Below are 25,399 nucleotides of genomic sequence, written 5' to 3' on the forward strand. Positions count from 1 at the left end.
AACACATTGATTGTTAGAGAAAATTTGCCTTTTTTTAACCTTGTTTTATGTTGACGATAATCACCATGGCAACTAAAGTGATTATTAGTTGTCAATCCATGGGAGCTGATTGTGAATGTAAAAACACTAAATGAACTTTCTTTATTAAAAACAGCACTGTCAGCGGAATACTCTAATTACCTAGCACTTGCTGCTGAATCCTCAGTTCCTAAAGATTCAATACAGTCAGCATTGAATCTTTATGCGGCTTACTGCTACTTGGTTGGACAAGGTAACTACAGTGCATTGGAAATATTGAATAACGCAGTTTCACTTAATTCACACTTCCAGTCGCTCATTGGTTTTGTTTATAACAATGATGATATCACTATCAATCGAAGGTATGCGCTTGGTCGTAACCTCAAAAACCTTTTCCGCTACATTGCGCAAGATAAGCATTTAACCCTTGATGTAGTACAGCTCTCGGCAAACCAAATTTCAGAGGACGCTTCTCGCTGTTTAGCTCAGTTTCGAAAGCTTAAGGTAGATAAAGCCAAAGCTGATTACTTAAATGGTTGGCCGGTGGTATCTAAAGAAGGTAAAAAAATGGAGGTTTATCTTGATACGCTTTATGTGAACTTTGGTGAGGCGTTTACAAACAAAGTTTATCTTGCTCTAAAAAACCATGCTTATACACAAAAATCATCATCTCTGGGTCAGGCATCAAAAGAACTCAAGAGACTTTTTGTGGGTTTCTCCACTGTTTATAACGAAAGAGACGGACTAACAATAGAAGCTCTTCTAAGTCGTAATCATGTGCAGCTATTTTTCCACAAGGTGTTTAAAGTGCTATTTGTGCGCTCCCAAGCAGCCCAGAACTGCCCAAAGAATTTTCATACTAGGTGGCGAAGTGCCATTTGCTATTATACCGAGTGCTTTATCAACACGGGTGTTTTCTCTGAGCCTCACAAGCCATTCATCGTTCCAGACTGGAAAGACCCAAAAGATGCAGCGCCCACCTTTTCGATTGGTGGCAATGCAACGCAGTCAGAAAGCCTGAGATGGTTTGCTAACATCCCACTCAAGATTAAGGATGAAGATGCTGTTTCTATTATTCAGCAACGTGTAGAAGGAGACTTAGCGCATATCAAGCATGTGTGTCTTTTGAAATTTGAGGAGCTCTTAGAGCGAGAGGAGAGAAATAAAGTTTTTCAGAGCAAAGGCGCCGTCAAGCCACTCAGTAGTAATAGTCATAATCATCAATTTTACAACCTTGTCGGTACAGATAAGCTAGCCAATACAGTAGCAACCTTTTATGCACACGGCATAGCTGCAAAAGACGTAGGTTATCTATCATTCTTGGGGTTTTACGGTGACGCTAGTCAACTCAACACAGAGTTAAATTTACCAACCAAATCAACACTGAATGTTCTTTTGACGCTTCTTGTGATAGAGCACCCTCTGATAACACCTTCTTGGTTAGCAAAGTGGGACTTATTTGATGTAAATGGCAATATGGTGGGCTACAAGCAAGTTGGTCATCAGCACATTGCGGTCAGTTACAAATCACGTAAAGGAGCTACCAATGCGCAGCAAGAAGTAGTGCTCAATGATTTTTCTAAATCTATAGTTGAGTTTTTGATACAGCACACTCGCATGAGTCGTGAATACCTGAAACAGAAAGGGGATGTGAATTGGAGAAAGATGATTTTGACCGCAACCTCTGCCAGTGTATTGCGCCCAAGCAATCTCAATACCACTCTTCACAATGCAAGTGATTTTTGTGATTGGCTTCAAGATAAGTCACTCTTTGATAAGAGCAGCGATATCACTTTGAAATATGCCAAAACTATTTCTGACATTCATTCATTACGTTCAATTAGACGACACAGAGGTTTTCAAATTTACTTGGAAACACGTTCAATGGATGCAGTTGCCGAGGCGCTTGGTCATGAAAAGAAAGATGCAAAACTACTGACATCTTACCTTCCTAAACCACTCATGGACTTCTTTAATGCACGTTGGATACGTCAGTTTCAGAACGCTATTTTACTTGAAGCCATGAAAGATTCAGTGTACCGACTTGATGCTGTGAATATGAGCGCTCAAGACATCGAAGAGTTCTTGAATAACCACGGCATAAGCAACATTCCAGAGCATTTCGATCATGGTTTTGTTCAGCAGGTGACTACTGATAATGAAGTTTCTGAATCATTAGAATTTGACCAGTTGACATACACTATCTCGACATCTCTTTTGCAGTTATTAATGGCGATACGCCTTGTTGTTGAAAGTATTGATGATGGGGAATCTTTTTTAGATATTGTGGCTCATTGGTATCAATCAGCAGTGTTTGTTTTAGATACCCTGAGTTCAGGCAAGCATGATACTGATGATGATTTAATGGAAATGCTTGATATTGCGACTAATAACAAACTGAACGCTGATTCAATTAAAGGAACGTTGCTATGTTAAGTGTTGCTATCAACAATTCCTCTATTGCTAACCTCATTGAAAGCATCGTGCTAGACCATTCGCTTTTGAATGGTCTAAGTGCCGAGACTCTTGAAGATATTATCAATTTCTCAGTAGCAAATGATGATTATCGAGCATTAGATATCATCGCAAATATCCATACAGGCATCTACGGTTACGATGACAGACAGCCCGAATGGTTAGAGTCTAGTTTTTCTGCAAACAAATGGGTACTAACATTTGGCAAAACCCCAAAAACGATACATTGGGACACGGTTTACTTGGATGATGGAAAGAAGCTCACTGATATAAAGCACCAAAAACTGTTAAATAGTTTCAAATACTGGATTACGGCAGCAGATAATCCACTTGAAAACGGTGGGAAGATTATTAGTCCAAAAACGACTTATATAAAAGTTAACAGAGTTATCGCTCTCATCAATGCTGCCTTGCTGCACTCGAAAGAATTGAAGCTAGCAAAATATCACCTTCTGAATGTGAATGATGAGTTTTGGTTGAACATCCTGGTGAAATACGCCGAGCACGGAAATTTCCGAGGCGTGTACGAGATTGATAAGCGTACCCAAGAATTACTGGATAATGCTTCTAAGGGTGTTTCAGATGCAGATATGCAAACGCTTAAAAAGAAGTATCCCTACATTTCACGAGACATTGCTCAAGATGAAATAGCCTTATCTCTCGCAGAGAGGGAAAAGGCGTGTGCTTGGCTTTTTGAGCAAGACTATTATAAATGTGGAAAATTAATCACATACACTGGCAACAGCGCTGTACTCGGTAAACTGTTGTTTGGTGGCAAGATGCTTTATCACGATAGTAATATCCTCAGTTACCCAGAGCTTCATCTCAAAGAGCCAAAACGAAACTCAGAGTATCGTGCGGTTGACAATAAAGACACCTCAAAAGGCACGATTCAAAAGACAATATCGGCTTTGATTGAAGCTACTCGATTGCTTCTTACCAACCTTGATCGTGAAGATGCGGCAAGTCCTTCAATCTTGTCCGAGCGTGTCAGTGCAGGTCACATTAGTCAGTTAGTTAGCTTTAAAAAAGCAGGACGTACTCGCACCTTGCCGCCTATATTTGTGTTTAATTTAATTCGTCAGTGCTATGAGTTTGCCAAAGAGCATCTACTTACAGAGGAAGGTTCTACTACTTTACTAGACGAAACGTTAACCTTGTTGTCTACAGCAAGAAGTAAATCTTCTGCAAAAAATTCCAACAAACTCCGTCCACACCAACATAGCCCAATTTGGGATGAAGTATTGCATCGAGATATGTCTAGCTCTGAGCGAGGGCACTGGTTTCAAACGGAAGCCATCAATGGCCTGAGTAGTGAATATCTGAAAAAAGGAATAAAACAGGTTCAAGGCTTTGCTGAAAGCACAGAAAATCTACACGAAAGGATTCGAGCTAATGAGAGCTTGTTTGATTTGTTCTCTGTATTGCAAGGAGCAATACAAGTCTTGGTGGGTGCAATCATGGCTCGAAGACAAGATGAATTAATCAAGTTGAAGCCACATGGCAACCTATCATCTAATGTATGCCCCTTTTCTGAAGAAGGTGCAAAAACAGAGTACAACCTGATATTTAAGGTAAAAAAAACTGGCTCAAAAGGGGTAAACGCAACAATAGAAAGACCAATTCCCTTATCTATCGCAAAGTTCATTTGGCAACTGGAGCAATTTAACATCCAAGCGAGTGAGCTGAACCTATGCAAAGGAAATCTATCTCTGTTTAACAACCTTGATTCAAAGCGTACTCAGTTAAGTCAGGTTGGTCACATGACGTATAACGCACACTTTGATGCCTTATGTGATTACGTCGAAACGGACTTGGTACAGTATGACAACGGTGAATACCGCCGTAATTATGTTCGTCAGCACCAATTAAGACGCTTCTTTGCGATGGCATTCTTCTGGTCTAAAGGGTTCGATGGTATGGATTCCCTGCGTTGGATGCTCGGACATTCAGATATGGAGCACCTTTATCATTACATCTCTGAGTCACAAACTGGGGCGGCACTAAACGGAGCTAAAGCCAGTGTAATTGTCCGTGGTGTGGTCGATTCCATTTCTGAGCTTGCGAAGCTAGGAGGAATCGAAGAAGTTCGTAAAATCATTGCAGAACGCCTGACAGGTGATAACTCAACACCCATCACGATAGAGTCTGTGAGTGAAGCCGCAGAAGATTACGATGATGAGTCTTATCTAACCGTCCCTCACATAAGCCAACTTCAAAAAGAGCAGGACATTGAAACAGAGGTTATTCAGCTATTAGAAGAAGGCCGAATCACGCTTGAGCCAGAGTTCTTTACCATCGAAGATGATGGAAATACAACTCAAACCTTTAATCTAATTTTAAAAATCAAAGACCTTGATTGAGGATTGGGACAATGAAAGTTTTAGAGAAAAACCAAACGAAGATACTTGAAACAGAAAAGCTGTTAAGGAAAATCATCACAACCCCTGCTGAGTTTAAAAATGATGAAGAACTACTAAAGGCGCTCAAGTCTCAATCTGGTATCGCTAAATATCAGAATCAAGAGCGTAATATCACATCATGCTCATTAAACACGGTTAAAAGCATCTCAGAAGCACTTTTGGAAAGAGGCTTCTTGTCGTTAGATGAGCTGCGCATTGATGCAAAACTGGCGATAGAGGCTGCACATCTCGATGAGAAAGCTTCTAAAGGCAACAAGCAAACCGTAGTGGGTTTAAAGCACAAAGTTGCTGAGCTTGAATCAGAGCTGGATGCAGCGCAGCGCAGCAATTTTTTATTGACCGTTATTGTTTCAGAGTTGCGCTCCAAGCTAAAACAACTAGCTGTACATGAGGGAGCGGTGGAAGAGCGACAGGAACTTTATCGAGTTCATAATAAGAAGATTGAAGCAGAGCTAAATTACACGTTGAATGGAGAAGTTTAATGGCGGTTCGCAGGCTTAAAGACTTTGAACAATGGAGTCATCTTGGGTTTGATGGCAAGCTTGTCTTTCGCAAGCCACTGAATATTCCTTTCGTAACCTACAGTAATCATACTCCTTGCTATGAAGCCAATGCCTACATCCATAGTTTGATGGTGAGAAACTTAAAAAGTGACACTATTCGAGGGTATGCCCACGATATCATCCACTTGGTTCATTTTATTGAAAAACAGCCGCTATTGAGCCGATTTAACCAGCTTACAGACGCAACATTCACCCTTTTCATTCAGTCACTACAGGCAGAGAGAACGCCGCTTGGCGAACTAAAACGCAAGAATAACTCAGTTATAAAGATTGCACATACCTGTCTGGATTTTTTGCAGTTTATCCAAGACTTTCATGATTTGAGTGCTTTTATTGGCAAGGATAAAGGTAACTCAATTCAGATACTTGAAAAATATTACAAGCGCAAACAGGAAGGCTATAAATGGTTCATTGAAGGCACTAAAATTACGCACCCTGCTGTACCCACAAAAGATGAGATCAAGAAACGTCACCCTGTTTCAGAAGATGATGCCTTGCATGTGTGGGAATTTATAAAGACTCAGAAAAACAAAGACAAACGCAGAAGGGACATGGCGTTATATACTGCAATGGAGCAATTAGGCGCTCGTGTATCGGAGCTTCATTTAATTAAAATGACCGATTACGAGGAAGCTAGACGCACAGGTATGCTCACTCTTACCACTTTAAAACGCAAAGACGATAACACCACTCGAAAGATACCTGTGCCACACCTTCTATTATCAGTGATTGCGGATTACATCAAAGTTCGCAAGAAAGTCGTGAGGAAGAAAAATGTCCAGCATGATTACCTATTTATCAGCTTAAAAACAGGTCTACGCTTATCCGCCGATTCATGGACAACGTACATGAACTCATGGAAAAAAGAGCTTGGTATCGAGGGAGAGTTGCACCCGCATTTATGGAGACATGCATTCATAACAGATAAGCTTAAAGAGCTTATTCTTGCCACTAAAAATGTGAATGATAAGGACGATTTCCGAAAGCATTTACTTCACACACAAACGTTTAAAATGCAACTTCAGCAGTGGACAGGCCATACAAATCTTAGCTCTTTAGATACTTATATTGATCTTTCATTTGCAGATATTCACGGCTACACAGAGTTTTATAATGCAGTATCTCTAAAGTCGAGTGTTGACTTGGCAAAGCGTCAGATTGAGTTGTTAGAAGAACAGATAGCAAGGAAGGAGTTAACGCCTACCGTAGCACTTGGTGAGATGAAGAAACTATTGGGTGCTTTTCAATCTGATATAGATAAAAGCATTGTATCTTCATAACAATCGAGTTTTTACTCTGTCTCATGTTTGGACAAAATTCTTAAGATAAATTCTATCTAGCTAAAACAGAGACGCTAAATAACACGCCCTAATAACTATAGTGATAGTTTCCAGAGAATTAGGTTTATTCTAACGGTCATCAGACTCATTGATAGGCTTTAAGTACCACCTTTGTTGATTGCATCCATAGCACTTACAACTTCTTTGTTGGCACTGGCACCTTCGATTACGTGGTCATTGAGGCCTTTTCGTTTGTTGGTATACAGCTCTTTTTCTAGGTCGTAATCAACAGAATCGATATCGATTTCGTCTTGAATAAGAAGGTCATATTGTTGTTTAAGGTCTGCTTTTTTTTCTTTCGATACGTTAGGGTCTTTCATTGCTTTCAGGGTTTTCTTAACGCGCTTTTTGTTGATCTTTGATAGGTTGCGATATGACTTTCCAAGAGTGTACTTATACCCGACTATCTTACACAGATAAGCAACAAGCATTGCAATTGAAGTTGCACCAGAAAAAAGTAATGGCTTGAAACTTGAAAGGTCACCATCCCAAAATGAAACAGTTCCATCCCAAGCGGAAATTACTTGGCACAAACCACCACCGATCAAGATCCCCGACAAGCTAGAAAGTGCGGGAACTTTTTGTTGAGAATCAGTGTGTTCCATTGTCACCCTTACGTGATCGGATAACAGCCATAGCAAAGTCATAGAACTCGTCATCGTTGCTTACATCTAGTAAGCAGGAGTTATAACTTCCGTCTTGTCGTTCGACTTCTATGGTTATCTTTTGTTTAGGCATGAACACGTTGGCAATTGAATCGAAAATCAACCTAAAACCCCAATACAAAAGAGGGAGTATGCCAAAAAATAGCAGCCAGAATACTATAGTACCCATTCATTCCCTCTCTTATTGGTTAATGGTTAATCTAAAGTGCCGTGTACTTTATCAATAATGTATGTTTTGTCTAGTGTAAATAAATCTTCTTTCACACTAAGAGTAGCAGTATAGGCTGCACTGAAAAGGTTTGGTTCTAATCCAGCCTTAACTCTTGTGACAAACTCTTCATCTTTTATTGAAACAACTTCACTTTCCCCATCCAAATCAATTCTCCATCCACTTGTTTTATCTCTGTGGATCGTGCTGAATGTGATAGGAACTTCCTCTAGTGTAGGCTTGTCTACAGTATTATTTTTGACAGGAACTCTACGATATGCAAATGATTTGCCATGCTCTTTAGTAACACTTGTAATTTCTTGTCGTTGTTCATTAAGAACTTGGAAGTTATCAATACCGTCTTTTTTTAGAGGTGCGCTTATAAGTTTTGATAAGGAGTTCCTGACTGAACTAGATGATAGTAGAGGCATCAAATATGGGTCTACTTCGAAAGCCTCTTGCTCGTTGATTGTTACCTTGCACTTTCCATCTTTAGTGAAAGATAACTTTTCAATAACTCTGCCTTCAAGCTTAGACATGGCAGACATTAGGGAGTCTTTTCCAGCTGCTAAAGCAGTACCACCAATACCGACGATCGACAAGACATCAATATACTGGGTTGGGTTTTGGATTACATCTATGACAAATTCGAAAGAACCTGGCTGAAGAGCCTCAACTTTTATGTCTAAGTTATCTGAAGTACCATTGATCTTGATGTTGATTTCTTTTAACAGGCTTGCCAAGCCAGCCAAAGAATCGGCTAATATTTCAATGTCAATAGCGTGCTCCGACAGAGCATCCCCATTATATTTCAGAGTCATTCTTTCAGTTTGGTCCATACTTCCTCCTAGAATAATTCTAGGTACTATAATATGCCCAGTAATTTAGAGGTAGATTTTTCTATGCGGATTGTGAGTATCATTTATTTCTTCTCTTTGGCACACGCCTGATCGTTGTAATTGATTACTATGTGAATATCCATTCAAAAGGGTGCTAGATCAGGAAGTAAGGTTGAATGGGTTACATAGGTACTTGCTCAACCAAATACAAAAATGAATGATCTATCGCTCCGCTAGCTTCTGAAGTGATGCTCTCCACTGACTCTAACAACATTTCAAGCTTCTAATTGACAATCTTTATTACTCAAATTCGTTATTAGGAATTTGCCGGAGTTTGAGCGCAAGGTGCTTGATTCATTACGAGAGCCACTAGAGTCGGGCGAGATCATTATCTCCCGTGCTGCGGGCAAGACTCGTTTTCCTGCGCGTTTTCAATTGGTCGGTGCACTTAACCCAAGTCCAACGGGTTATTACGAAGGTAACCAGGCGCGCGCCAACCCACAGATCATCCTGCGTTACCTCAATCGCTTATCTGGGCCCTTGCTGGATAGGTTCGATATGTCATTGGAGATACCTCTGTTGCCAAAAGGAATGTTGGCCGAAGGCGGTGATCGCGGTGAAACCACTCAAGTAGTTAAGCAAAGGGTTAGGCAGGCGCGAGAGTTAATGCTATCTCGCAACCATAAATCGAATGCACTGTTAGGTAGCCGAGAAATTGAGAAGTATTGCCCACTGCGACGCGAAGATGCAGAGTTTCTTGAGACAGCACTACATCGCTTGGGTTTATCGATTCGTGCTTATCATCGAATTATTAAGGTGGCACGAACCATTGCCGACCTTGACGGTAACGAGCAGATCGAAAAGAAACATCTATCAGAAGCGCTAGGCTATCGCGCGATGGATCGCTTGCTGAAACAACTCACGGCTCAAGCTGTCTAGCAAGCAGAAAAAGCCTGCTTAGATGCAGGCTTTCGTTGGATTGCAGTTCATACTCGCTAAGGTTAGAACTTGTAGTTCAAGCCAACTGAAACTATATATTGAGACTCGTCGTAGAAGGTAATGTTCGAGTCGCTGGTGCCGTAGCCTGCCAGTGAAATAAACGACCAGTTTTCCCAATCCATGAATTGATCATACTCATAGGCGGCGAATAGGTTGATATTGTCGTCGCTGCGTTTCTTGTCGTAGATCGGGTTGCTCGCATCGTAAGAGCGTTGGTTGTAACCCGCTGTTAGTGCGTACTTGTGACGCCCCATGCCACCAAACAAGCTTACCTCACCACCGAATTGGTCGTAAGATTCAGCTTTACCATCAGCATCACGTGTTTGATAGATGACGGATGGAATAAGCATCATGGTACGACTAAGTGGCAGGCGATATTGACCTTTCAAGTAGAGAGTATTGGCATCTCGTTTGAGCTCTTGATCTTGAATATCATCCTTGTCGACATCTTTGGTCGCATAGGCCATGTCTAGCGAGAAAGCTGAGCCCGCAATGTTGCTTAGCTTCAAACGAAACGCATTGCCAGTTTCATCGGTCTTGGTGCGAGCTGATGTGGTGTTGTATGGATCAGCCCAAGTTTCACCAGACATAATGGTTGGCAGCAGTGAAGCGTCGATCACCATGCCTGACTCAAGTTGGTATTTGTAACCGACTTCGAGAACTACAGTACCTGTTGCTACATCATCTCGCGCGGTACCTGTGTATACCTGATGGTTTAGCTTTTCACCAAAGGTATAAGCAACACTACCTAAAGGAGCAACCAGAAAAGAGCTTTCCGAAGAAGCCTTCTGATCTGTGGATGAAAGATTGCTATCAGCATCGGTATTAAAGTTCGAGGTGGAAGAGGTAACCCCGGTATTGAGAGAGATTTCACCACTGAAACCTTGTTGGTCTGCAAGCTTGGCAAAAGCGGGAGAAGCCGCAACGCTCAATGCCAAGAGAGTTATTTTTATTTTCATTCAAGGGCTCCTTGCCCACCGGTTCTTAGGACGGGTTATTAATAGCAGTAAAGCTTTAAACTTCCAGGTTAATTATTTATCAATAATGATTTTTGAACTAGCAAAAAAAAGGAAGCCGAAGCTTCCTTTCATCAATGGCTTACTTCTTTAATAAGAAGTTCACGAGCTCGAAGTACTCATCAAGAGAGTTGATACCCTGAGCTTCTACTAGGTAGCGGTTGTTAACCACAACAGCGGGTACACCTGAAAGGCCGCTGTCTTTGAATGCTTTGTCGAAGCGACGAACCATAGAATCTACAGCAAAGCCGTTATACGCAGCATCGAATTTCTTCGCATCAACGCCTTCGTCTAGGAAGATTTGACGCAGTTCTTCTTCATCACGTGGTGGCTTGTTCATTGTGTGGATGCGGTTAAACATCACTGGCACCATTTTATCTTCAACTTTCAGTGCAATCATTGTCGCGTAAGCTTTGCTCATTGGCAGACCCATGTTGCCACCCATGAATGAAACATGGTTCTTCTGTAGCTTAGCGTCTTTAGGTAGCTGTTGTTTTAGCTGCTGGATGATTGGCTCAAAGCTATTACAGTGTGGGCAGTAAAAAGAGAAGAACTCTGTCACCATTGGTTTTTTTGATGCTTCTAGGTCGAGAACTTTGTAGTGTTCACCTTCGTTAAATTTCGCAGCGTGAGCGGTAAGGCTCAACATGATCAATGAGAAAAATGCGAATAGCTTTTTCATTTATCCAATCTCCATTATGTTTGAATTTTTATCTAGTTGTATGTTGCGATTGCTGTTACCACTGAGGCATTAACGAAAGTGGTGGCTCTTGCAGGGTAGCAATTTGCTCTTTACAAGCAAGTACTTGTTGCTCCCAATATTTCGGATCATTAAACCACGGGAAGGCCAGAGGAAACGCAGGATCGTGCCATCGTTTCGCCAACCATGCCATGTAATGCACCATACGTAGACCGCGTAGTGGTTCGATTAGTTTCAGTTGTGCGGTATTAAAATCGCAAAACTCTTGGTAACTCTCTAGCAAAATATCCAGTTGCATCAGCTTATCTTGGCGCTCGCCATTGAGCAGCATCCACAGATCTTGTATCGCAGGCCCGTTACGTGCGTCATCAAGATCGACGAACATTGGCCCATCGCGCCACAAAATATTGCCAGGGTGGCAGTCACCGTGCAGGCGGATATTCTCAATGTTGCTCGGCCACTGGCTCTCTAGCTCTTTGATCAGAAGGTCAACGTCATTGAAGAAGGCATTTTCTAGGTGCGTCGGGATAAACTGAGAGTTCTCTAGAATCTTACGTGGCTGATAAAGGTATTCATCTAAGCTGATGGTCGGGCGATGCTGGAATGTTCTTCCCGCGCTGGCTTTATGAATACGACCAAGAAAGCGTCCTACGCCTTCCAATTGATCTAGATTGTCAACTTCATACTGTCTGCCGCCAACACTTTCAAATAGTGCAAATAGGTAGCCTTGGTATTCATGTAAGGTTGCACCGTTGATTCGCATTGGAGGCGCAACCGGCATCTCTTGTTCGATAAGCTCGAGTGCGAAGTCATGCTCTTCTTGGATCTGTGCCTTGTTCCAGCGTTGTGGACGGTAAAACTTAACGACGTAGCGCTTACGGTCTTCATCGGTGAACTGATAGACACGGTTTTCGTAACTGTTGAGAGCGAGAAGCCCGGATTCAGCGCGAACTCCGATGCTCTCCAGTGCGTACCACATGAAGTCAGGAGTCAGGTTATCAAAGTTAAAGGCTTGCATCGTCATAGAATAAAAAAGGCTCATTACTGAGCCTTTTTCCATTTATTGGGTTGTTATACCAAGCACTACGGTGCGGGTATCAGAGCTTCTTGATAAAGCGGCTTTCGACTTCCATCGTAAACTCTTCATTATCCGAGAGTATAAACTGAATTGTCGAAACTGGTGAGCTCAGTTTTTCTGGGTCGGCGCCCAAACTGATAGGTAGGTTCAAAACCTCGCCTGGATCGACAGTAATCGTCTGTTTACCATACCAGATAGAATCGGGCAGTCCGCTAACATCGAGTTTGTACTCTTGCTCTTGTTGAGTCTTGTTGATCACTTTCAAGGTGTAGGTGTTTTCAACCAACCCTTGGTTATTGACTCTAAACAGTTGGTTTCGGTCACGCAGAACACTTAGGCCGGCAGGATCAACGCTCGCGATTTGGGCGAAGAACAAGCCCAGCATCACGATCAAGATAGCGCCATAGCCCAACAGCTTGGGACGCATTACCTTGGTCGAGTGACCTTCAAGTCTGTGCTCGGTGGTGTAATTGATCAGGCCTTTCTCATAGCCCATACGCTCCATCGTGTTGTCACAGGCATCAATACACGCGCCGCAGTTAATACACTCGTATTGCAGGCCGTCACGGATATCGATACCCGTAGGGCACACTTGTACACACAGATTACAGTCAATACAGTCGCCTAGACTAAGCTCTTTTGGATCGGCTTTACGAGAGCGAGGGCCACGGCTTTCACCACGTTCTGTGTTGTAACCAACGATGAAGGTGTCTTTATCGAACATTGCCGACTGGAAACGCGCGTAAGGACACATGTGCAGACAAACAATTGAACGCATCCAACCCGCATTGGCATAAGTACATCCAGCAAAGAACAGTACCCAAAACACCGGCCAGAAAGACGAGTTAAAGGTAAAGAAGCCAACCACTAACTCTTTGATTGGGATGAAGTAACCAACAAAGGTTAAGCCCGTCGCAATGGCAATCGCCCACCACGCAATGTGTTTGAGGGTTTTTCTGAGGATTAAATTGCTCGTCAGTTTGCCCGAGTCTTGTTTTCTTCGCTTATTGGCAGCGCCTTCTAGCTTCTCTTCGAACCAGATATACATGAAGGTCCAGACGGTTTGTGGGCATAAATAGCCACACCAGACACGGCCTAAGAAGGTGGTTATGAAAAACAGGCCAAACGCGGCAATCATAAATAGGATCGCGAGTAGGGTCAGATCTTGCGGGTATAAGGTGGTGCCAAAGAAGTTGAACTGTTGGCTGCCGATATCGAGCAAGATCGCTTGACGTTCACCAAAGGGAATCCATGGGATAAGCGCAAAAAGTAAAAGTAAGAACCAACCGCCATAGCGACGCAGTTGTTGGAATTTACCTTTGCTTTCTCGAACATAGATTCGGTTACTTGGGTTAAATCGATCTCCATTACCTTTATGTGTTTTCGGGTTAAAGGTTTTAGGAGTCACATCTTTGATATCGATTTTATCCTGACTCATGGACTATCCTTTTTGTGGCTTGTTTGCCCGGTTAAGTCGGGCATGACGACATTACTTGAAAGTATGGTTTAGAGAACCTGTTGAAATTGAGCTTGGTGCATTTGTTGTTATCGCACTCACTCTTATTATTTTAGAAGATTCTTATGGATGGCGATTATAGCGACAATCTTGTTCTCATTTCTTTAACGCTATCAACCTTTAACAACAAAAGTCATAACAGTTGTGACGAAAAAATAGCGAACAGAAACAAAAAAAGCGACCTGGTGGTCGCTTTTTAAAATTGAGTGTTTTATCTATACGGCAATTGAGCTCTAAACTAACGGGCGACTAAAGAAGGCCACGTGCTTTTAGAATTGCGGTTTTGAAATCATCTTCTTGGTCTTTTTTCAGGCCCGGGATCATCTCATCTTTTTCGCTGTTGCGCATTTTTAGGTGATAGATAAGAACATCGTCAGTCAGTTCTTCAAGCTTGCCTTGGTAGCCCGCTTCTTTTGATAGCTTAATGATGAACTCTAATAGGTTAAGCTCTTGATCTTTCTGCCACTCAGGCTCCATCAGTTCAAGCAGTTCTTCAATGCGGTGACACTTCATACTTTATTTCTCCACAAATTTTATAATGATTTGTGGCTAAGGTATCAAATCGGGTAGGGAATACCAATGTGTAAACACATTTCAAGATGGGAGCGGGCAAGAAAAAAGCGCAGTAAAAACTGCGCTTTTTGTTAAGCGGCTTTAATCACTTTCGTTGTAGTCGGTGCTAATAAAGCAGTCTTCTCAACTAGAGTCATTGTAGGAGCCAATTTCTTAGCCGTTGGAGCAGCAACAAAGCCACTACGACGACGCATCGCACTACGGTTGGTGTGCGAGAACCTGACAGCTGTTGGGCGCATTAATTTACCTAACGGTCAGGCATATCCATTGCCAATCTAATGGCCTGATTTACCATGAGCTCCACCTCAATTGCTTGAAGCGTCACTCGTCTGGCTTTCGCCAATCCGAAGAATAAATCAGGATAATGATATGCATGCATATCAAGGCTTAGATTATCACTATCTAAGTTATCGATCGACGCCTGAGTGATAAATAGACGATATTAGAGCTAAAATAGTGTGAGCAGTATATTTGAGTTTGAACCTCTTTCAGGCTTAAGATGATGCTTTAAAGGAGGTGCATATGTCGTTCTTAAAGAAAACGTTAGCAAGTTTTGGAATTGGATCTGCCAAGGTGGATTCTGTATTGCAACAGGAAGTGCTTTATCCAGGCAAGAAGGCGAGCATTATTGTGCATGTCTATGGTGGCGCTCAGCCACAAGAGATCGACAATATCGATCTCAACTTGTGCTGTCGTTACGTCAAAGAAATTACTATGAATTCGCAAAGGCAAGAGGGCGGTCAAACACGTCGAATGCACCAGACATACTCGTTGGCCAAATGGAGCCTGCCGTATGCCTTTGTTATTCAGCCGGGTGAAACCCGTGATTTTGAATGTGAGTTTGATGTCCCGCTGAACACACCTGTCACGATTGGTGATTCAAAGGTGTGGCTAGAAACCGGGCTCGATATTGCGATGGCGATTGATCCATCGGATAAGGATATTTTAACGGTTCGCCCAGATGCACTTCTTGATGGTATTTTTAATGAACTAGAAGCTCAAGGTTTACGCATTCGCCAAGTGGAATGTGAGGCGGTAGAAGGCTTTGAACTGCCATTTGTTCAAGAGTTTGAGTTTGTCCCTACCACTGGTCCATATCATGGCCGCTGGCGTGAACTGGAAGTGGTTGCTCATCGTGATGAAACCGAGCTTAAGTTGTGGTTTGAGATAGACCGTAATCGCGATGGTGCAAAAGGCATGTTGGCGAGCTTGTTAGGCATTGGCCAACTGCAGCGTCAATTGAGTGTGCCATTGGATACGTCACCACAAGATGCGGGCAAGATGGTACTTGAGTATCTAGACAACGCATCTTAGTTAGCTCTTTGGTTCTGTAGCTTTAGAGACCTTAGCTTCATCACACCGTTTAGGCGTTATTAATGTCATAAAAGATGTCATAAAAATTTAAGCTTACACGTGTAAGCTTAATGTGCAATACTAGGCAAATCGAACATTTACTCTAGTAGGATAATCATGTCTGCATCATCGGCGAGCGAATACAGTGACATCGAAGAACGCGCCAATGCGATAACCCATGGCTTGGGTGTTGTGCTTGGCGTGGTTGGTTTAATCCTGCTGCTGATTCGTGCGTTTGACCATCAAGCCGACATACTGACTATTGCGAGTATGGCGGTATATGGCAGCAGTATTATCCTACTCTTTCTCGCTTCCACGCTTTATCACTCGATCACCACAGAAAAAACCAAGCGTTTATTGAAAACCCTCGATCACTGTGCAATTTACTTACTCATCGCAGGTAGCTACACCCCGTTTTTATTGGTTGGCTTAAGAACCCCATTAGCGATGGGCTTGATGGCGGTTATCTGGGGAATTGCGCTGGTCGGTATCATCATGAAGATTGCCTTCGTCTACCGATTTAAGCGTCTATCGCTGTTCATTTATTTAGCGATGGGCTGGTTGTCGTTGATTGTGGTGTATCAACTGGCGATGAATATCGAGATGGGCGGCTTGGTGTTATTGGCGCTCGGCGGCGTGATCTACTCGTTGGGCGTTATTTTCTATGTGGCCAAACGCATCCCTTACAACCATGCCATCTGGCACTTGTTTGTTTTGGCGGGCTGCGCTTGCCATTTCTTCGCTATTTATTTGTACGTGACTCCGGTTTAGCGAGCCAGTACCTCAGTAATCTCTGCTTTAATCTGATATTCAGGGTGTTGTTCTAGGTCGAGCTTGATTAGCTTGCCTTCTTCACCCGTCTTTGGTCGCAGATATGTGTCGGCCATTCGTTTGATTGATTTCCACACTGCAACTTCTTCTTCTGCCAACAACTCACCTTCTGCAGTAAATACGCTGATGTTAAGTGATACCAAAATAACCGCTTGAGTGCCTTGGTTGGTGATGGCTGTCGGAATTATAAGCTCACCATCTTCATAGCGACTTGCACCCAGTACAACATCCACTCCTGATTGAGACAGCTGTAAGCTTGGCTTCTTACTATCAACCACAATTGTAGTGCCACGCGTGTTCGTTGCGACAGGTACGGCTACGACAGGGGCTGCTGCAATAGGCGCTGCTGAAACAGGCACTGCGATCTCTGATGTTGTCACTGCTGCTTCCGTTTGCTTCGGTGCCACGTATTGCCAAGTAAAATCATCTTTGAGTAACACTTGTTTGCCATCAGGCAATGTGACCATTTGATCAGCAAAGGCAGAACTTACGAATACTGAGTTTGCGAGCAATGCGCCAGCGAGAAGTACGTATGATTTCATCTGTGTTTCCTTGATTTTGTCTTGGTTAGCGTCGCCAAAAGGCTGGGAAAAATAGAACAATGAGCGTCAATATCTCAAGTCGCCCCATCAGCATTCCTAAGCTTAGCAACCATTTAGCGGCGTCTGGCAGTGGAGCAAAGTTCCCGGTTGGACCGATCACGCTGCCCATGCCTGGGCCCACGTTGGCAACGGCTGTGATAGCACCAGATATACTGGTCACAGGATCAAGCCCCATCGCGCTCAAGCCACCTGCAATTAAGATAATCGTAATAAAGAACATCAAACCAAATGCGACCAGTGAACGCACAATGTCGTCATTAACGGGGCGTTGGTTATAGCGTTGAACAAAGACACCTGATGGGTGGATCAACTTCATCATCTGTTTGTGAAGCATGGTCATCGCGATCTGGAAGCGGAAGATTTTGATACCGCCAGAGGTTGAACCTGAGCACGCGCCCGCCATCATTAGAAACGCAAACAAGGTCGTTGGCAGTGCACCCCACGCGGTGAAGTCTTCTAAGCCAAAACCGGTAGTGGTAACTACGGACACAATATTGAACATCGAAACACGCATCGCATCCATGACCGTGTAGCCATCTCTAACCACCAACCATGTCGATATCACGGCACTGGTGACTAAGAATAGATAGGTGAAGCCTCTCACTTGCGCGTCTTTGTAGAGGATTGAGAGTTTTCTGCCACGCAGTGCGCTAACGAACAGTAGGAACGGCAGACCACCAAGGAACATGAACAGGGTTCCCACCCAGTGAGCACTGTTAGAGAAGTGGTTCATCGAGCCATCTGATGTTGAGTAACCACCCGTAGACAGTGTTGTGAAGGCATGATTGATCGCGTCAAAGATGCCCATGCCTGCAAAGAGATAGCTAATGATGCACAAGCCAGTCAGAACCAGATAAACCGCCACGATGTTCTTCGCGACCGTTTTTGCTCGTGGGCTGCTTTTATCTGACCAGTCGGATGATTCGGTTTGGAACAGGCGCATACCACCGACGTTGAGCATTGGCAGAACCGCTACCGCCATAACGATGAAGCCGATGCCACCTAACCATTGCAATATAGAACGCCACAACAGAATGCTTGGTGCCATGCTGTCTAAGCCGCTTAATACGGTTGAGCCTGTTGTGGTGATACCAGACATGGTTTCAAAATAGGCGTCAGTGAAGCTGATGTGGTTGATGAAGACAAACGGCAGTGCAGCAAAGGCACTGGCTATCGTCCATACCAGAGAGGTGATCAGGAACATGTCCCGCACCCCAAGTCGGAACTTAGCGGAGCGCCCTAAGCTCAAGCAGATGAACGCCACAATGTGCGTGATCACTACCGATTGACCAAACTCGAGGAAGCCACCGGTGCCTGTGAAAAAGGCAACCAATGTGGGGATGTACATGAAAAGGGCGAGTTTTGATAACACTAACCCTATCACTAATAATATCGGACGAAAGTTGACCATAGCTTAATAGACCATAGCTTTAATTGATTACAGCTTTGTGCCGGAGCGTCGTTCTCACAAGAAGAAGGTTGCGAGAAGATACTTACGAGAACAAGGCTATAAGAAGAACGGGCTCGGTTGGAATAGAGACTCAACATCAGGTACGTATTTCTTGTCCACTAGGAACATCACTACGTGGTCATCTTGTTCGATTACGGTTCTATCGTGCGCGATAAGTACTTCTTCTCCGCGAACAATCGCACCAATAGTGGTGCCCGGTGGTAGCTTGATGTCGCCAATCGCTCGGCCAACCACTTTCGATGTGGTTTCGTCACCGTGAGCAATGGCTTCGATCGCCTCTGCAGCGCCGCGACGTAGAGATGATACGTTAACAATATCAGCACGACGAACGTGAGTAAGCAGCGCAGAAATGGTCGCTTGCTGTGGAGAGATAGCAATATCAATCACGCCACCCTGAACAAGGTCTACGTAAGCACCACGCTGAATCAGTACCATTACCTTCTTGGCACCCATTCGCTTCGCCAGCATTGCTGACATGATGTTGGTTTCATCTTCATTGGTTAGGGCAATGAACACGTCCACTTGATCGATGTTCTCTTCGGTTAGCAGCTCTTGGTCTGCCGCATCGCCACAGAAGACGATGGTGTTTTCTAATTCTTCAGACAGCTTTTCGGCACGAGTGTAGCTGCGCTCGATAAGCTTGATGCTGTAGCTCTGCTCAAGGCGTTTTGCCAAGCTTGCACCAATGTTACCACCACCGACAATCATGATGCGGCGGTACGGTTTCTCTAGGCGTTGTAGCTCACTCATTACTGAGCGGATATGGTTACTCGCTGCCACAAAGAAAACCTCATCATCGGCTTCAATGATGGTGGTGCCTTGTGGGCGAATAGGGCGACCTTGACGGAAAATAGCGGCAACACGGGTATCAATGTGCGGCATGTGCTCACGCAAAGCAGACAGTGCGTTACCCACCAGTGGACCACCGTAGTAGGCTTTTACTGCTACTAGGCTAACCTTCTGTTCAGCAAAGCTCACAACCTGCAGTGCGCCTGGGTATTGAATCAGGCGCTCGATGTAGCTGGTCACTAGTTCTTCGGGTGCGATCAGGTGATCGACTGGGATGGCACCTGATTTGAATAACGCTTCTTTCTCTTCTAGGTATTGAGGAGAGCGAATACGAGCAATTCGGTTCGGCGTATTGAAAAGAGAGAAAGCAACCTGACACGCAGCCATGTTGGTTTCATCCATGTTGGTTACGGCAACCAACATGTCGGCATCTTGCGCACCCGCTTCACGTAGTGTGTTTGGGTGGCTGGCATAACCGTTTACAACCCTAAGGTCGTACTTATCCTGAAGTTCACGAAGTCGGTCAGCATTACGGTCGACAATGGTGATGTCGTTGTTTTCACCAACCAGGTTTTCAGCAAGGGTACCGCCAACTTGTCCAGCACCTAGAATAATGATCTTCATAGCCTTTCTCTTATTTTTTGCCGTTGTAATTCTAGTGCTCTCTTTTCGCTTTGGTAATGCACTAGAAAGAAACAGCGGCTAAGAAATAAATTCTTAGCCGCTGTTAGTTGTTATGCCTGTTTTACTAGAACTGCGTAGTAGAAGCCATCCATATCTTCTTCTCCAGGTAGTATTTGACGACCCGGATTTTCGATATCAGACCCAACCAACGTAGCGTTCTCAGTGCGTGCTAGGAATGCTTTCACTTGCAGCACGTTTTCTTGCGGCGTGATAGAACAAGTCGCATAAACCATGGTGCCGCCTTCTTTCAGCTGACGCCACATTGCATCCATAATCTCGCTTTGCAGTTCAGCCAGCGCATCAATGTCAGACGCACGACGTAGCCACTTGATGTCAGGGTGACGGCGAATAACGCCAGTCGCTGAACAAGGTGCATCAAGCAGAATACGGTCGAACTTATCACCCATCCACCACTCTTCAGGGTAGCGAGCATCACCACAAATTACGTCGGCACGCAGTTGCAGGCGCTCAAGGTTATCGTAAACGCGGTCTAGACGTTTGATGTCGCAGTCAATCGCAACCACTTCAGTATCTTGAGTGTGCTCAAGAATGTGTGCCGTTTTACCACCTGGTGCAGCACAACAATCTAAGATCAGCTCACCATCTTTTGGTGTTAGGTAATCAACCGAAAGCTGAGCGGCAGCGTCTTGCACTGATACCCAACCTCTGTCGAAGCCAGGAAGCAAAGTAACATCACAAGGTGCAGCTAATTTTATGGCATCAGCAGCTTCAGGGTGCAATGTGTATTCAATGTTTTCGTTTTTAAGCAGTTCAACATACTCGTCACGAGTGTGGTGTTGGCGGTTAACGCGCAGCCACATTGGTGCCTTACTGTTGTTTGCTTCAACCAGTTGCTCCCATTGATCTGGGTAGCTCTCTTGAAGCATTTTTAGAATCCAGCTTGGGTGGCCGTATTTGCCTGCATTGTGGCTAACGGCTTTCTCGTCTAGTTCTTCTTGGTCACGTAGGTAGCTACGTAGTACAGCGTTGATCAAACCACTCAGGCTTGGACCACGCAGTGTTTTAGTACCCTCAACCGTTTCAGCAACCGCAGCATGCGAAGGGATACGCATAAAGCTTAGTTGGTAAATGCCCACCAAGATTAGGTGGTGGAATACACGCTTTTTACCTTTAAGTGGGTTTTCCATCAGTTCGTTAGCGATTGACTCTAAACGAGGCAGGTAACGAAGTGCGCCGTAGCAAATCTCTTGCAGTAGAGCATGGTCTCGCGGACGGATCGTTTTTTGAGCCGCAGGGAGAGCGTGTGAAAGAGAGTGGCCTTTATCGACAACTTGGAATAGGACATTTGCAGCAGCAGCGCGAACATTCATGAGGGGTACCGAATATTTATTTGAATACATGAGGGCATCTCTGCCCTCGTAAAGGTTTTCTTAGCTGCGTAATTAGCAGCTTTAAAAGCGGATTAAGAAAGCTGTGTACCAACTTCAAACCAGCTTGCACGTGAGTTCAAGATATCCTGAACTGACATGGCTTTTTTACCTGGAACTTGCAGCTGTTCAAGAACAAGTACGCCTTGTCCTGTCGCTACGTAGATACCAGTTTTATCCGCTTGCAGAATTGTACCTGAAGGCTTATCAGAAGTTTGCTCTGCCACACGGCTTTGCCATACTTTGATGCTGTTCTCAGCAGCTTCAAAGTGGCTCATTGGCCATGGGTTGAAGGCACGAACGCAGCGTTCAATATGCGCAGCTTCATCACTCCAGTTGATACGCGCTTCTTCTTTGCTTAGCTTCTTCGCGTAGTTCGCAAGCTCATCGTCTTGCTTTTCTGCAACCGCTTTGCCAGAAGCGATGTCCGCTAGACATTCAACAAGCGCGTCAGGGCCAAGACCCGCTAACTTCTCGTACATTGATGCGCTAGTATCTGTCGCTTCGATAGGCAGCGTTGCGATGCTTAGCATGTCGCCAGTATCTAGGCCGATATCCATCTGCATGATCGTCACGCCTGTCTCTTTATCACCTGCCCAAATAGAGCGTTGAATCGGAGCAGCACCACGCCAGCGCGGTAGGATAGAGCCATGTACGTTGATACAACCTAAGCGAGGCGTATCTAATACAACCTGCGGAAGCAATAAGCCGTAAGCGACAACAACCATGATGTCAGCGTTCAATTCAGCTAGCTCTTGCTTAGCCTCATCTGACTTGAAGTTTTCTGGTTGGTAAACCGGAATATTGTTTTCAAGTGCGATGTTTTTTACTGGGCTCGCAGTGAGTTTTTTACCGCGGCCTGCTGGGCGATCTGGCTGTGTGTAAACAGCAACAACTTCATGCTCCGAAGACAACAACGCCGCCAAGTGACGGGCGGCGAAATCCGGAGTACCTGCAAAGACAATTCTTAAAGACTGACTCAAGGTAGGCTTCCTTCTAATTTAGTAATAGCAGCGGTTATTAACCTTGTTTCTCGTTGAAACGTTTAATCTTCGCTAGCTTATCTTGGATACGTTTACGCTTTAGTGGCGATAGGTAATCAACAAACAACTTGCCTTCTAGGTGGTCAAGTTCGTGCTGAACACAGATAGCCAGAAGGTCGTCAGCGTCGAATGTGAATTCGTTGCCGTCACGGTCTAGTGCTTTAACCGTTACTTCTGCAGCGCGAGGTACTAGAGCTCGAGCGCCTGGTACAGATAGGCAGCCTTCTTCGATTCCATCTTCGCCGCGCTTCTCAGTAATTTCAGGGTTGATAAGCACCATTGGCTCATCACGTGTTTCTGAAATATCGATAACAACGATGCGTTGATGGAAATCTACTTGCGTTGCCGCAAGGCCGATACCTTCTTCGTCGTACATGGTTTCAATCATGTCATCAACGAACTTTTGAATCTCTGGGGTAACTTCTTTTACCGGTTTCGCCACGGTACGTAGACGATCATCTGGTAATGTTAATACTTGTAATACAGACATATACACTCGAAATATTGAACTGTGCCGAAACAGCTTAAACCTTGTTGGCTCAATTCTAGACATTTTAGAGGTCAAATGACAGCATCCTGAAGGTAATTCTCCAATCAGATGTCATATATTCAGACCAAGGAACCTAGGTCATGCGTCATTTTTCCCCCGCTTTATCTCTTATTTGTGCCTCGCTTTCGTTCGCCGCTATGGCTGAAAATAGTGAGCAACCTTTAACCATTAAACAAGGCGCACCCGAGGCGTATGTGGTGGTTAAGGGCGATACCTTATGGGATATCTCCGCGATGTATCTCGATAGCCCTTGGTTGTGGCCAAGGTTATGGCAGGTAAACCCTGAAATAGAAAACCCTCACCTTATTTACCCTGGAGATAAATTGTCTCTGGTTTGGATTAATGGTGAGCCGGTATTGAGTCTTAAACCGGTTATCAAGCTGAGCCCTAAGATTCGTGTCTCGGAGAAGAAAGCGGTGCCAACCGTCAATGAAGGATTGGTTCTTCCTTACCTACAATCTGATCGCTTGGTTGAACTGCAAGATATTCAATCGGCTCAACGAGTGTTAGGAACGAGTGATGGGAAGAGATTCTTATCGGGTGAAGACCGGTTGTTTATCTCGGGCAACCAACAACATCAAAAGTGGGGTATTTACCGCGCCGTTGAAACCTACCAGCGACAGCAACCTCAAGCGAGTATGACCTCGTTGCGTTTGGTCGCCACGGCACGCTTAAAAGAAGTGGACGCTGAGTTCAGTAGCTTACAGATAGAGACTCAACTGCAAGAGGTACTGCTTAACGATCTTGTGTTGCCAGAGCTTGGTGTTGATCAGGTGAAGCTCTCAACCACGTTTTACCCTGCGCCTAGTGCTGCGGGTCAGTTTGCCAATATATTGGGTTCATTAGATGGCAGCCAGTACAGCGCGAAGAATCAGGTAGTGGTGATCAACAAAGGTTCACAGGATAACCTTCGCCAAGGTTCTATGTTTACCCTCAGTGAAAGCGGTGCTGTGGTGTTTGGTAAGCAGGGTGAATACAGCTATAAAGAGTCTGCGGCGAGTAATAAAGTGCAGCTACCAAGTACCTCGCTCGGTAGCTTGATGGTCATTCGTCCTTATGAGTATTTTAGCCTCGCGTTGATCACTCAAAGTTCAAAGCCAGTAAGTAATGACATTGTGGCGGTATCGCCTTTGGACCTTGCAGTGACAGAAGAGGGAAGCGAGTGAATGAAGAGCAACTGATCGCTTGGTTAACGTTAAGTTTTATTCCGCAACTGGGTGGAAAGCGTCTTGCTCGCCTACTCAGTGTTGATTCTCCTTTAAATATTGTTGGTTACTCAGGGCAACAGCTGCAAGCATTGGGTTTATCAACCAAACAAATCTCCTATCTAAGAGAACAGGCCCCAAGAGAGGTAGAGGCTTGTCTCGCTTGGCGAGCTAAACAATCCAACCATCACATCCTGACTCCGAGTTGCCCACATTATCCTAAATTGCTGAGTGAGATTGCTTCGGCGCCTACTGTGCTTTTCGTTAGAGGTAACGTTGAAAAGCTGATTGAACCTCAAATCGCGATGGTTGGCAGCCGTAATGCCAGTATTGAAGGACTGCAGACCGCCAAGTCCTTCGCCAAAGAGTTTGTCCAAAACGGTTTAATTGTCACCAGTGGCTTAGCTTTAGGTATCGATGGCTATGCTCATGATGGTGCTCTAGATAAAGGAGGGGAGACTTTCGCGGTGTTGGGTTCAGGCTTGGACTCCATTTACCCTGCACGTCACCGAAATCTAGCGGATAGAATTTGTGAGAATGGCGCGCTGATCTCAGAGTTCCGTCCAAGCGCTAAACCTCGACCTGAACATTTCCCGCGGCGTAACCGTATTATAAGTGGGTTATCGCTCGGAACCTTGGTAGTTGAAGCGGCTGAGAAGAGTGGCTCTTTGATTACAGCTCGCTATGCCATGGAGCAAGGTCGAGAGGTGTTTGCGCTGCCTGGTTCAATTCATAGCCCAACCAGCCGAGGAGGTAATAGCTTAATTAAAGCTGGCGCATGTTTGGTGCAAAATGCTCAAGATGTTCTGATCGAAATAAAGAGTCTGTTAGACTGGTCTATAGATCAGCAGCCCAGTTTGTTCGAGCCTACGTCGAATGAGGGTGAAAATGAACAATTGCCATTTCCACAGCTGTTAGCTAACGTAGGATTAGAGGCGACACCCGTTGATATTTTAGCACAGAGAACCCATATACCTGTGCATGAGGTCATGATGCAGCTTTTAGAGCTTGAGCTCTCAGGGCATGTTGTTGCAGTTTCCGGTGGCTATATTCGAAAGGGGAGAGGCTAG

Annotated in this window: 22 protein-coding genes and 1 pseudogene; 9 read left to right on the top strand and 14 right to left on the bottom strand. The window is 44.4% G+C overall.

What is annotated here, in order from left to right:
* Positions 1–111: 111 nt before the first annotated feature.
* The 4 genes from AB4623_RS08615 to xerC are packed head-to-tail and all read left to right on the top strand — an operon-like array spanning position 112 to position 6,759.
* Entirely contained in the window at positions 112–2,454 is a 2,343-nt protein-coding gene (locus AB4623_RS08615) for a hypothetical protein (RefSeq protein WP_372146167.1), read from the top strand.
* Complete coding sequence (locus tag AB4623_RS08620) at positions 2,448–4,856, top strand: integrase (protein WP_372146169.1); 2,409 nt, start codon at positions 2,448–2,450, stop codon at positions 4,854–4,856. Before AB4623_RS08615 ends, AB4623_RS08620 begins: the two co-directional genes overlap by 7 nt.
* Positions 4,857–4,867: 11 nt before the next feature.
* A complete protein-coding gene (locus AB4623_RS08625; protein WP_372146170.1) occupies positions 4,868–5,398 on the top strand; it encodes a hypothetical protein in 531 nt (176 codons plus the stop codon).
* Positions 5,398–6,759, top strand: a complete 1,362-nt coding sequence (xerC, locus tag AB4623_RS08630; RefSeq protein WP_372146172.1) for a tyrosine recombinase XerC — start codon at positions 5,398–5,400, stop codon at positions 6,757–6,759. The genes AB4623_RS08625 and xerC overlap by 1 nt, the downstream gene beginning before the upstream one ends.
* Positions 6,760–6,917: 158 nt before the next feature.
* Here xerC and AB4623_RS08635 read toward each other — a convergent pair whose 3' ends face one another.
* Together AB4623_RS08635 and AB4623_RS08640 are read right to left on the bottom strand one after the other, a co-directional pair.
* Positions 6,918–7,424, bottom strand: coding sequence for a hypothetical protein (locus AB4623_RS08635; RefSeq protein ID WP_372146174.1), 507 nt, complete (start codon positions 7,422–7,424; stop codon positions 6,918–6,920).
* Between the two features lie 255 nt (positions 7,425–7,679).
* A complete protein-coding gene (locus AB4623_RS08640; RefSeq protein ID WP_372146176.1) occupies positions 7,680–8,531 on the bottom strand; it encodes a hypothetical protein in 852 nt (283 codons plus the stop codon).
* A 324-nt stretch (positions 8,532–8,855) separates the two neighbouring features.
* On the opposite strand from AB4623_RS08640, the pseudogene AB4623_RS08645 reads away from it, so the two are divergent.
* Positions 8,856–9,470 (top strand): annotated as a pseudogene (locus AB4623_RS08645) (ATP-binding protein); the annotation flags it as partial.
* A gap of 62 nt (positions 9,471–9,532) precedes the next feature.
* Here the strand turns inward: AB4623_RS08645 and AB4623_RS08650 are convergent.
* The 6 genes from AB4623_RS08650 to AB4623_RS08675 all read right to left on the bottom strand — a co-directional run bounded on the left by AB4623_RS08650 (position 9,533) and on the right by AB4623_RS08675 (position 14,652).
* A complete protein-coding gene (locus AB4623_RS08650; RefSeq protein ID WP_017066751.1) occupies positions 9,533–10,489 on the bottom strand; it encodes a DUF2860 domain-containing protein in 957 nt (318 codons plus the stop codon).
* 139 nt (positions 10,490–10,628) lie between these two features.
* Positions 10,629–11,228 (bottom strand): thiol:disulfide interchange protein DsbA/DsbL, encoded by a 600-nt coding sequence (locus AB4623_RS08655; protein WP_017063015.1) that lies wholly within the window; start codon positions 11,226–11,228, stop codon positions 10,629–10,631.
* Positions 11,229–11,283: 55 nt separating this feature from the next.
* On the bottom strand, positions 11,284–12,270 hold the full coding sequence (locus tag AB4623_RS08660) for a serine/threonine protein kinase (RefSeq protein WP_017058781.1): 987 nt from the start codon (positions 12,268–12,270) through the stop codon (positions 11,284–11,286).
* A gap of 73 nt (positions 12,271–12,343) precedes the next feature.
* A complete protein-coding gene (gene ccoG, locus AB4623_RS08665; RefSeq protein ID WP_017063014.1) occupies positions 12,344–13,762 on the bottom strand; it encodes a cytochrome c oxidase accessory protein CcoG in 1,419 nt (472 codons plus the stop codon).
* 327 nt (positions 13,763–14,089) lie between these two features.
* A complete protein-coding gene (locus AB4623_RS08670) occupies positions 14,090–14,353 on the bottom strand; it encodes a YihD family protein (RefSeq protein WP_009848104.1) in 264 nt (87 codons plus the stop codon).
* Between the two features lie 131 nt (positions 14,354–14,484).
* Positions 14,485–14,652, bottom strand: a complete 168-nt coding sequence (locus tag AB4623_RS08675) for a hypothetical protein (protein ID WP_004739323.1) — start codon at positions 14,650–14,652, stop codon at positions 14,485–14,487.
* Between the two features lie 283 nt (positions 14,653–14,935).
* On the opposite strand from AB4623_RS08675, the gene AB4623_RS08680 reads away from it, so the two are divergent.
* Both AB4623_RS08680 and AB4623_RS08685 read left to right on the top strand, forming a co-directional pair.
* A complete protein-coding gene (locus AB4623_RS08680) occupies positions 14,936–15,727 on the top strand; it encodes a sporulation protein (protein ID WP_017058778.1) in 792 nt (263 codons plus the stop codon).
* 156 nt (positions 15,728–15,883) lie between these two features.
* Entirely contained in the window at positions 15,884–16,537 is a 654-nt protein-coding gene (locus AB4623_RS08685; protein WP_371721170.1) for a hemolysin III family protein, read from the top strand.
* Here AB4623_RS08685 and AB4623_RS08690 read toward each other — a convergent pair.
* The 6 genes from AB4623_RS08690 to def all read right to left on the bottom strand — a co-directional run bounded on the left by AB4623_RS08690 (position 16,534) and on the right by def (position 23,064).
* Complete coding sequence (locus tag AB4623_RS08690) at positions 16,534–17,139, bottom strand: DUF3157 family protein (protein WP_371721171.1); 606 nt, start codon at positions 17,137–17,139, stop codon at positions 16,534–16,536. The genes AB4623_RS08685 and AB4623_RS08690 overlap by 4 nt on opposite strands.
* A 25-nt stretch (positions 17,140–17,164) precedes the next feature.
* The gene (locus AB4623_RS08695) at positions 17,165–18,610 is read right to left on the bottom strand and encodes a TrkH family potassium uptake protein (protein WP_017077319.1); all 1,446 of its coding nucleotides are present in this window, start codon (positions 18,608–18,610) and stop codon (positions 17,165–17,167) included.
* 96 nt (positions 18,611–18,706) lie between these two features.
* Positions 18,707–20,083, bottom strand: coding sequence for a Trk system potassium transporter TrkA (gene trkA / locus AB4623_RS08700; protein WP_004735766.1), 1,377 nt, complete (start codon positions 20,081–20,083; stop codon positions 18,707–18,709).
* A 110-nt stretch (positions 20,084–20,193) separates the two neighbouring features.
* The gene (gene rsmB, locus AB4623_RS08705; RefSeq protein ID WP_017058774.1) at positions 20,194–21,474 is read right to left on the bottom strand and encodes a 16S rRNA (cytosine(967)-C(5))-methyltransferase RsmB; all 1,281 of its coding nucleotides are present in this window, start codon (positions 21,472–21,474) and stop codon (positions 20,194–20,196) included.
* Positions 21,475–21,566: 92 nt separating this feature from the next.
* Positions 21,567–22,514, bottom strand: a complete 948-nt coding sequence (gene fmt, locus AB4623_RS08710) for a methionyl-tRNA formyltransferase (RefSeq protein ID WP_017063006.1) — start codon at positions 22,512–22,514, stop codon at positions 21,567–21,569.
* Between the two features lie 37 nt (positions 22,515–22,551).
* Positions 22,552–23,064 (bottom strand): peptide deformylase, encoded by a 513-nt coding sequence (gene def, locus AB4623_RS08715; protein WP_017058772.1) that lies wholly within the window; start codon positions 23,062–23,064, stop codon positions 22,552–22,554.
* Between the two features lie 140 nt (positions 23,065–23,204).
* Between def and AB4623_RS08720 the strand changes: the two genes are divergently transcribed.
* Both AB4623_RS08720 and dprA read left to right on the top strand, forming a co-directional pair.
* Positions 23,205–24,290: a LysM peptidoglycan-binding domain-containing protein gene (locus AB4623_RS08720; protein ID WP_372146177.1), complete on the top strand. Its 1,086-nt coding sequence runs from the start codon at positions 23,205–23,207 to the stop codon at positions 24,288–24,290.
* Positions 24,287–25,399 carry a DNA-processing protein DprA gene (gene dprA / locus AB4623_RS08725; protein WP_372146179.1) on the top strand — a complete coding sequence of 371 codons (1,113 nt, stop codon included), beginning with the start codon at positions 24,287–24,289 and terminating at the stop codon, positions 25,397–25,399. The genes AB4623_RS08720 and dprA overlap by 4 nt, the downstream gene beginning before the upstream one ends.

The organism is Vibrio sp. 10N.222.52.C12 (genome assembly GCF_041474215.1).
Taxonomy (GTDB): Bacteria; Pseudomonadota; Gammaproteobacteria; order Enterobacterales; family Vibrionaceae; genus Vibrio; species Vibrio crassostreae_C.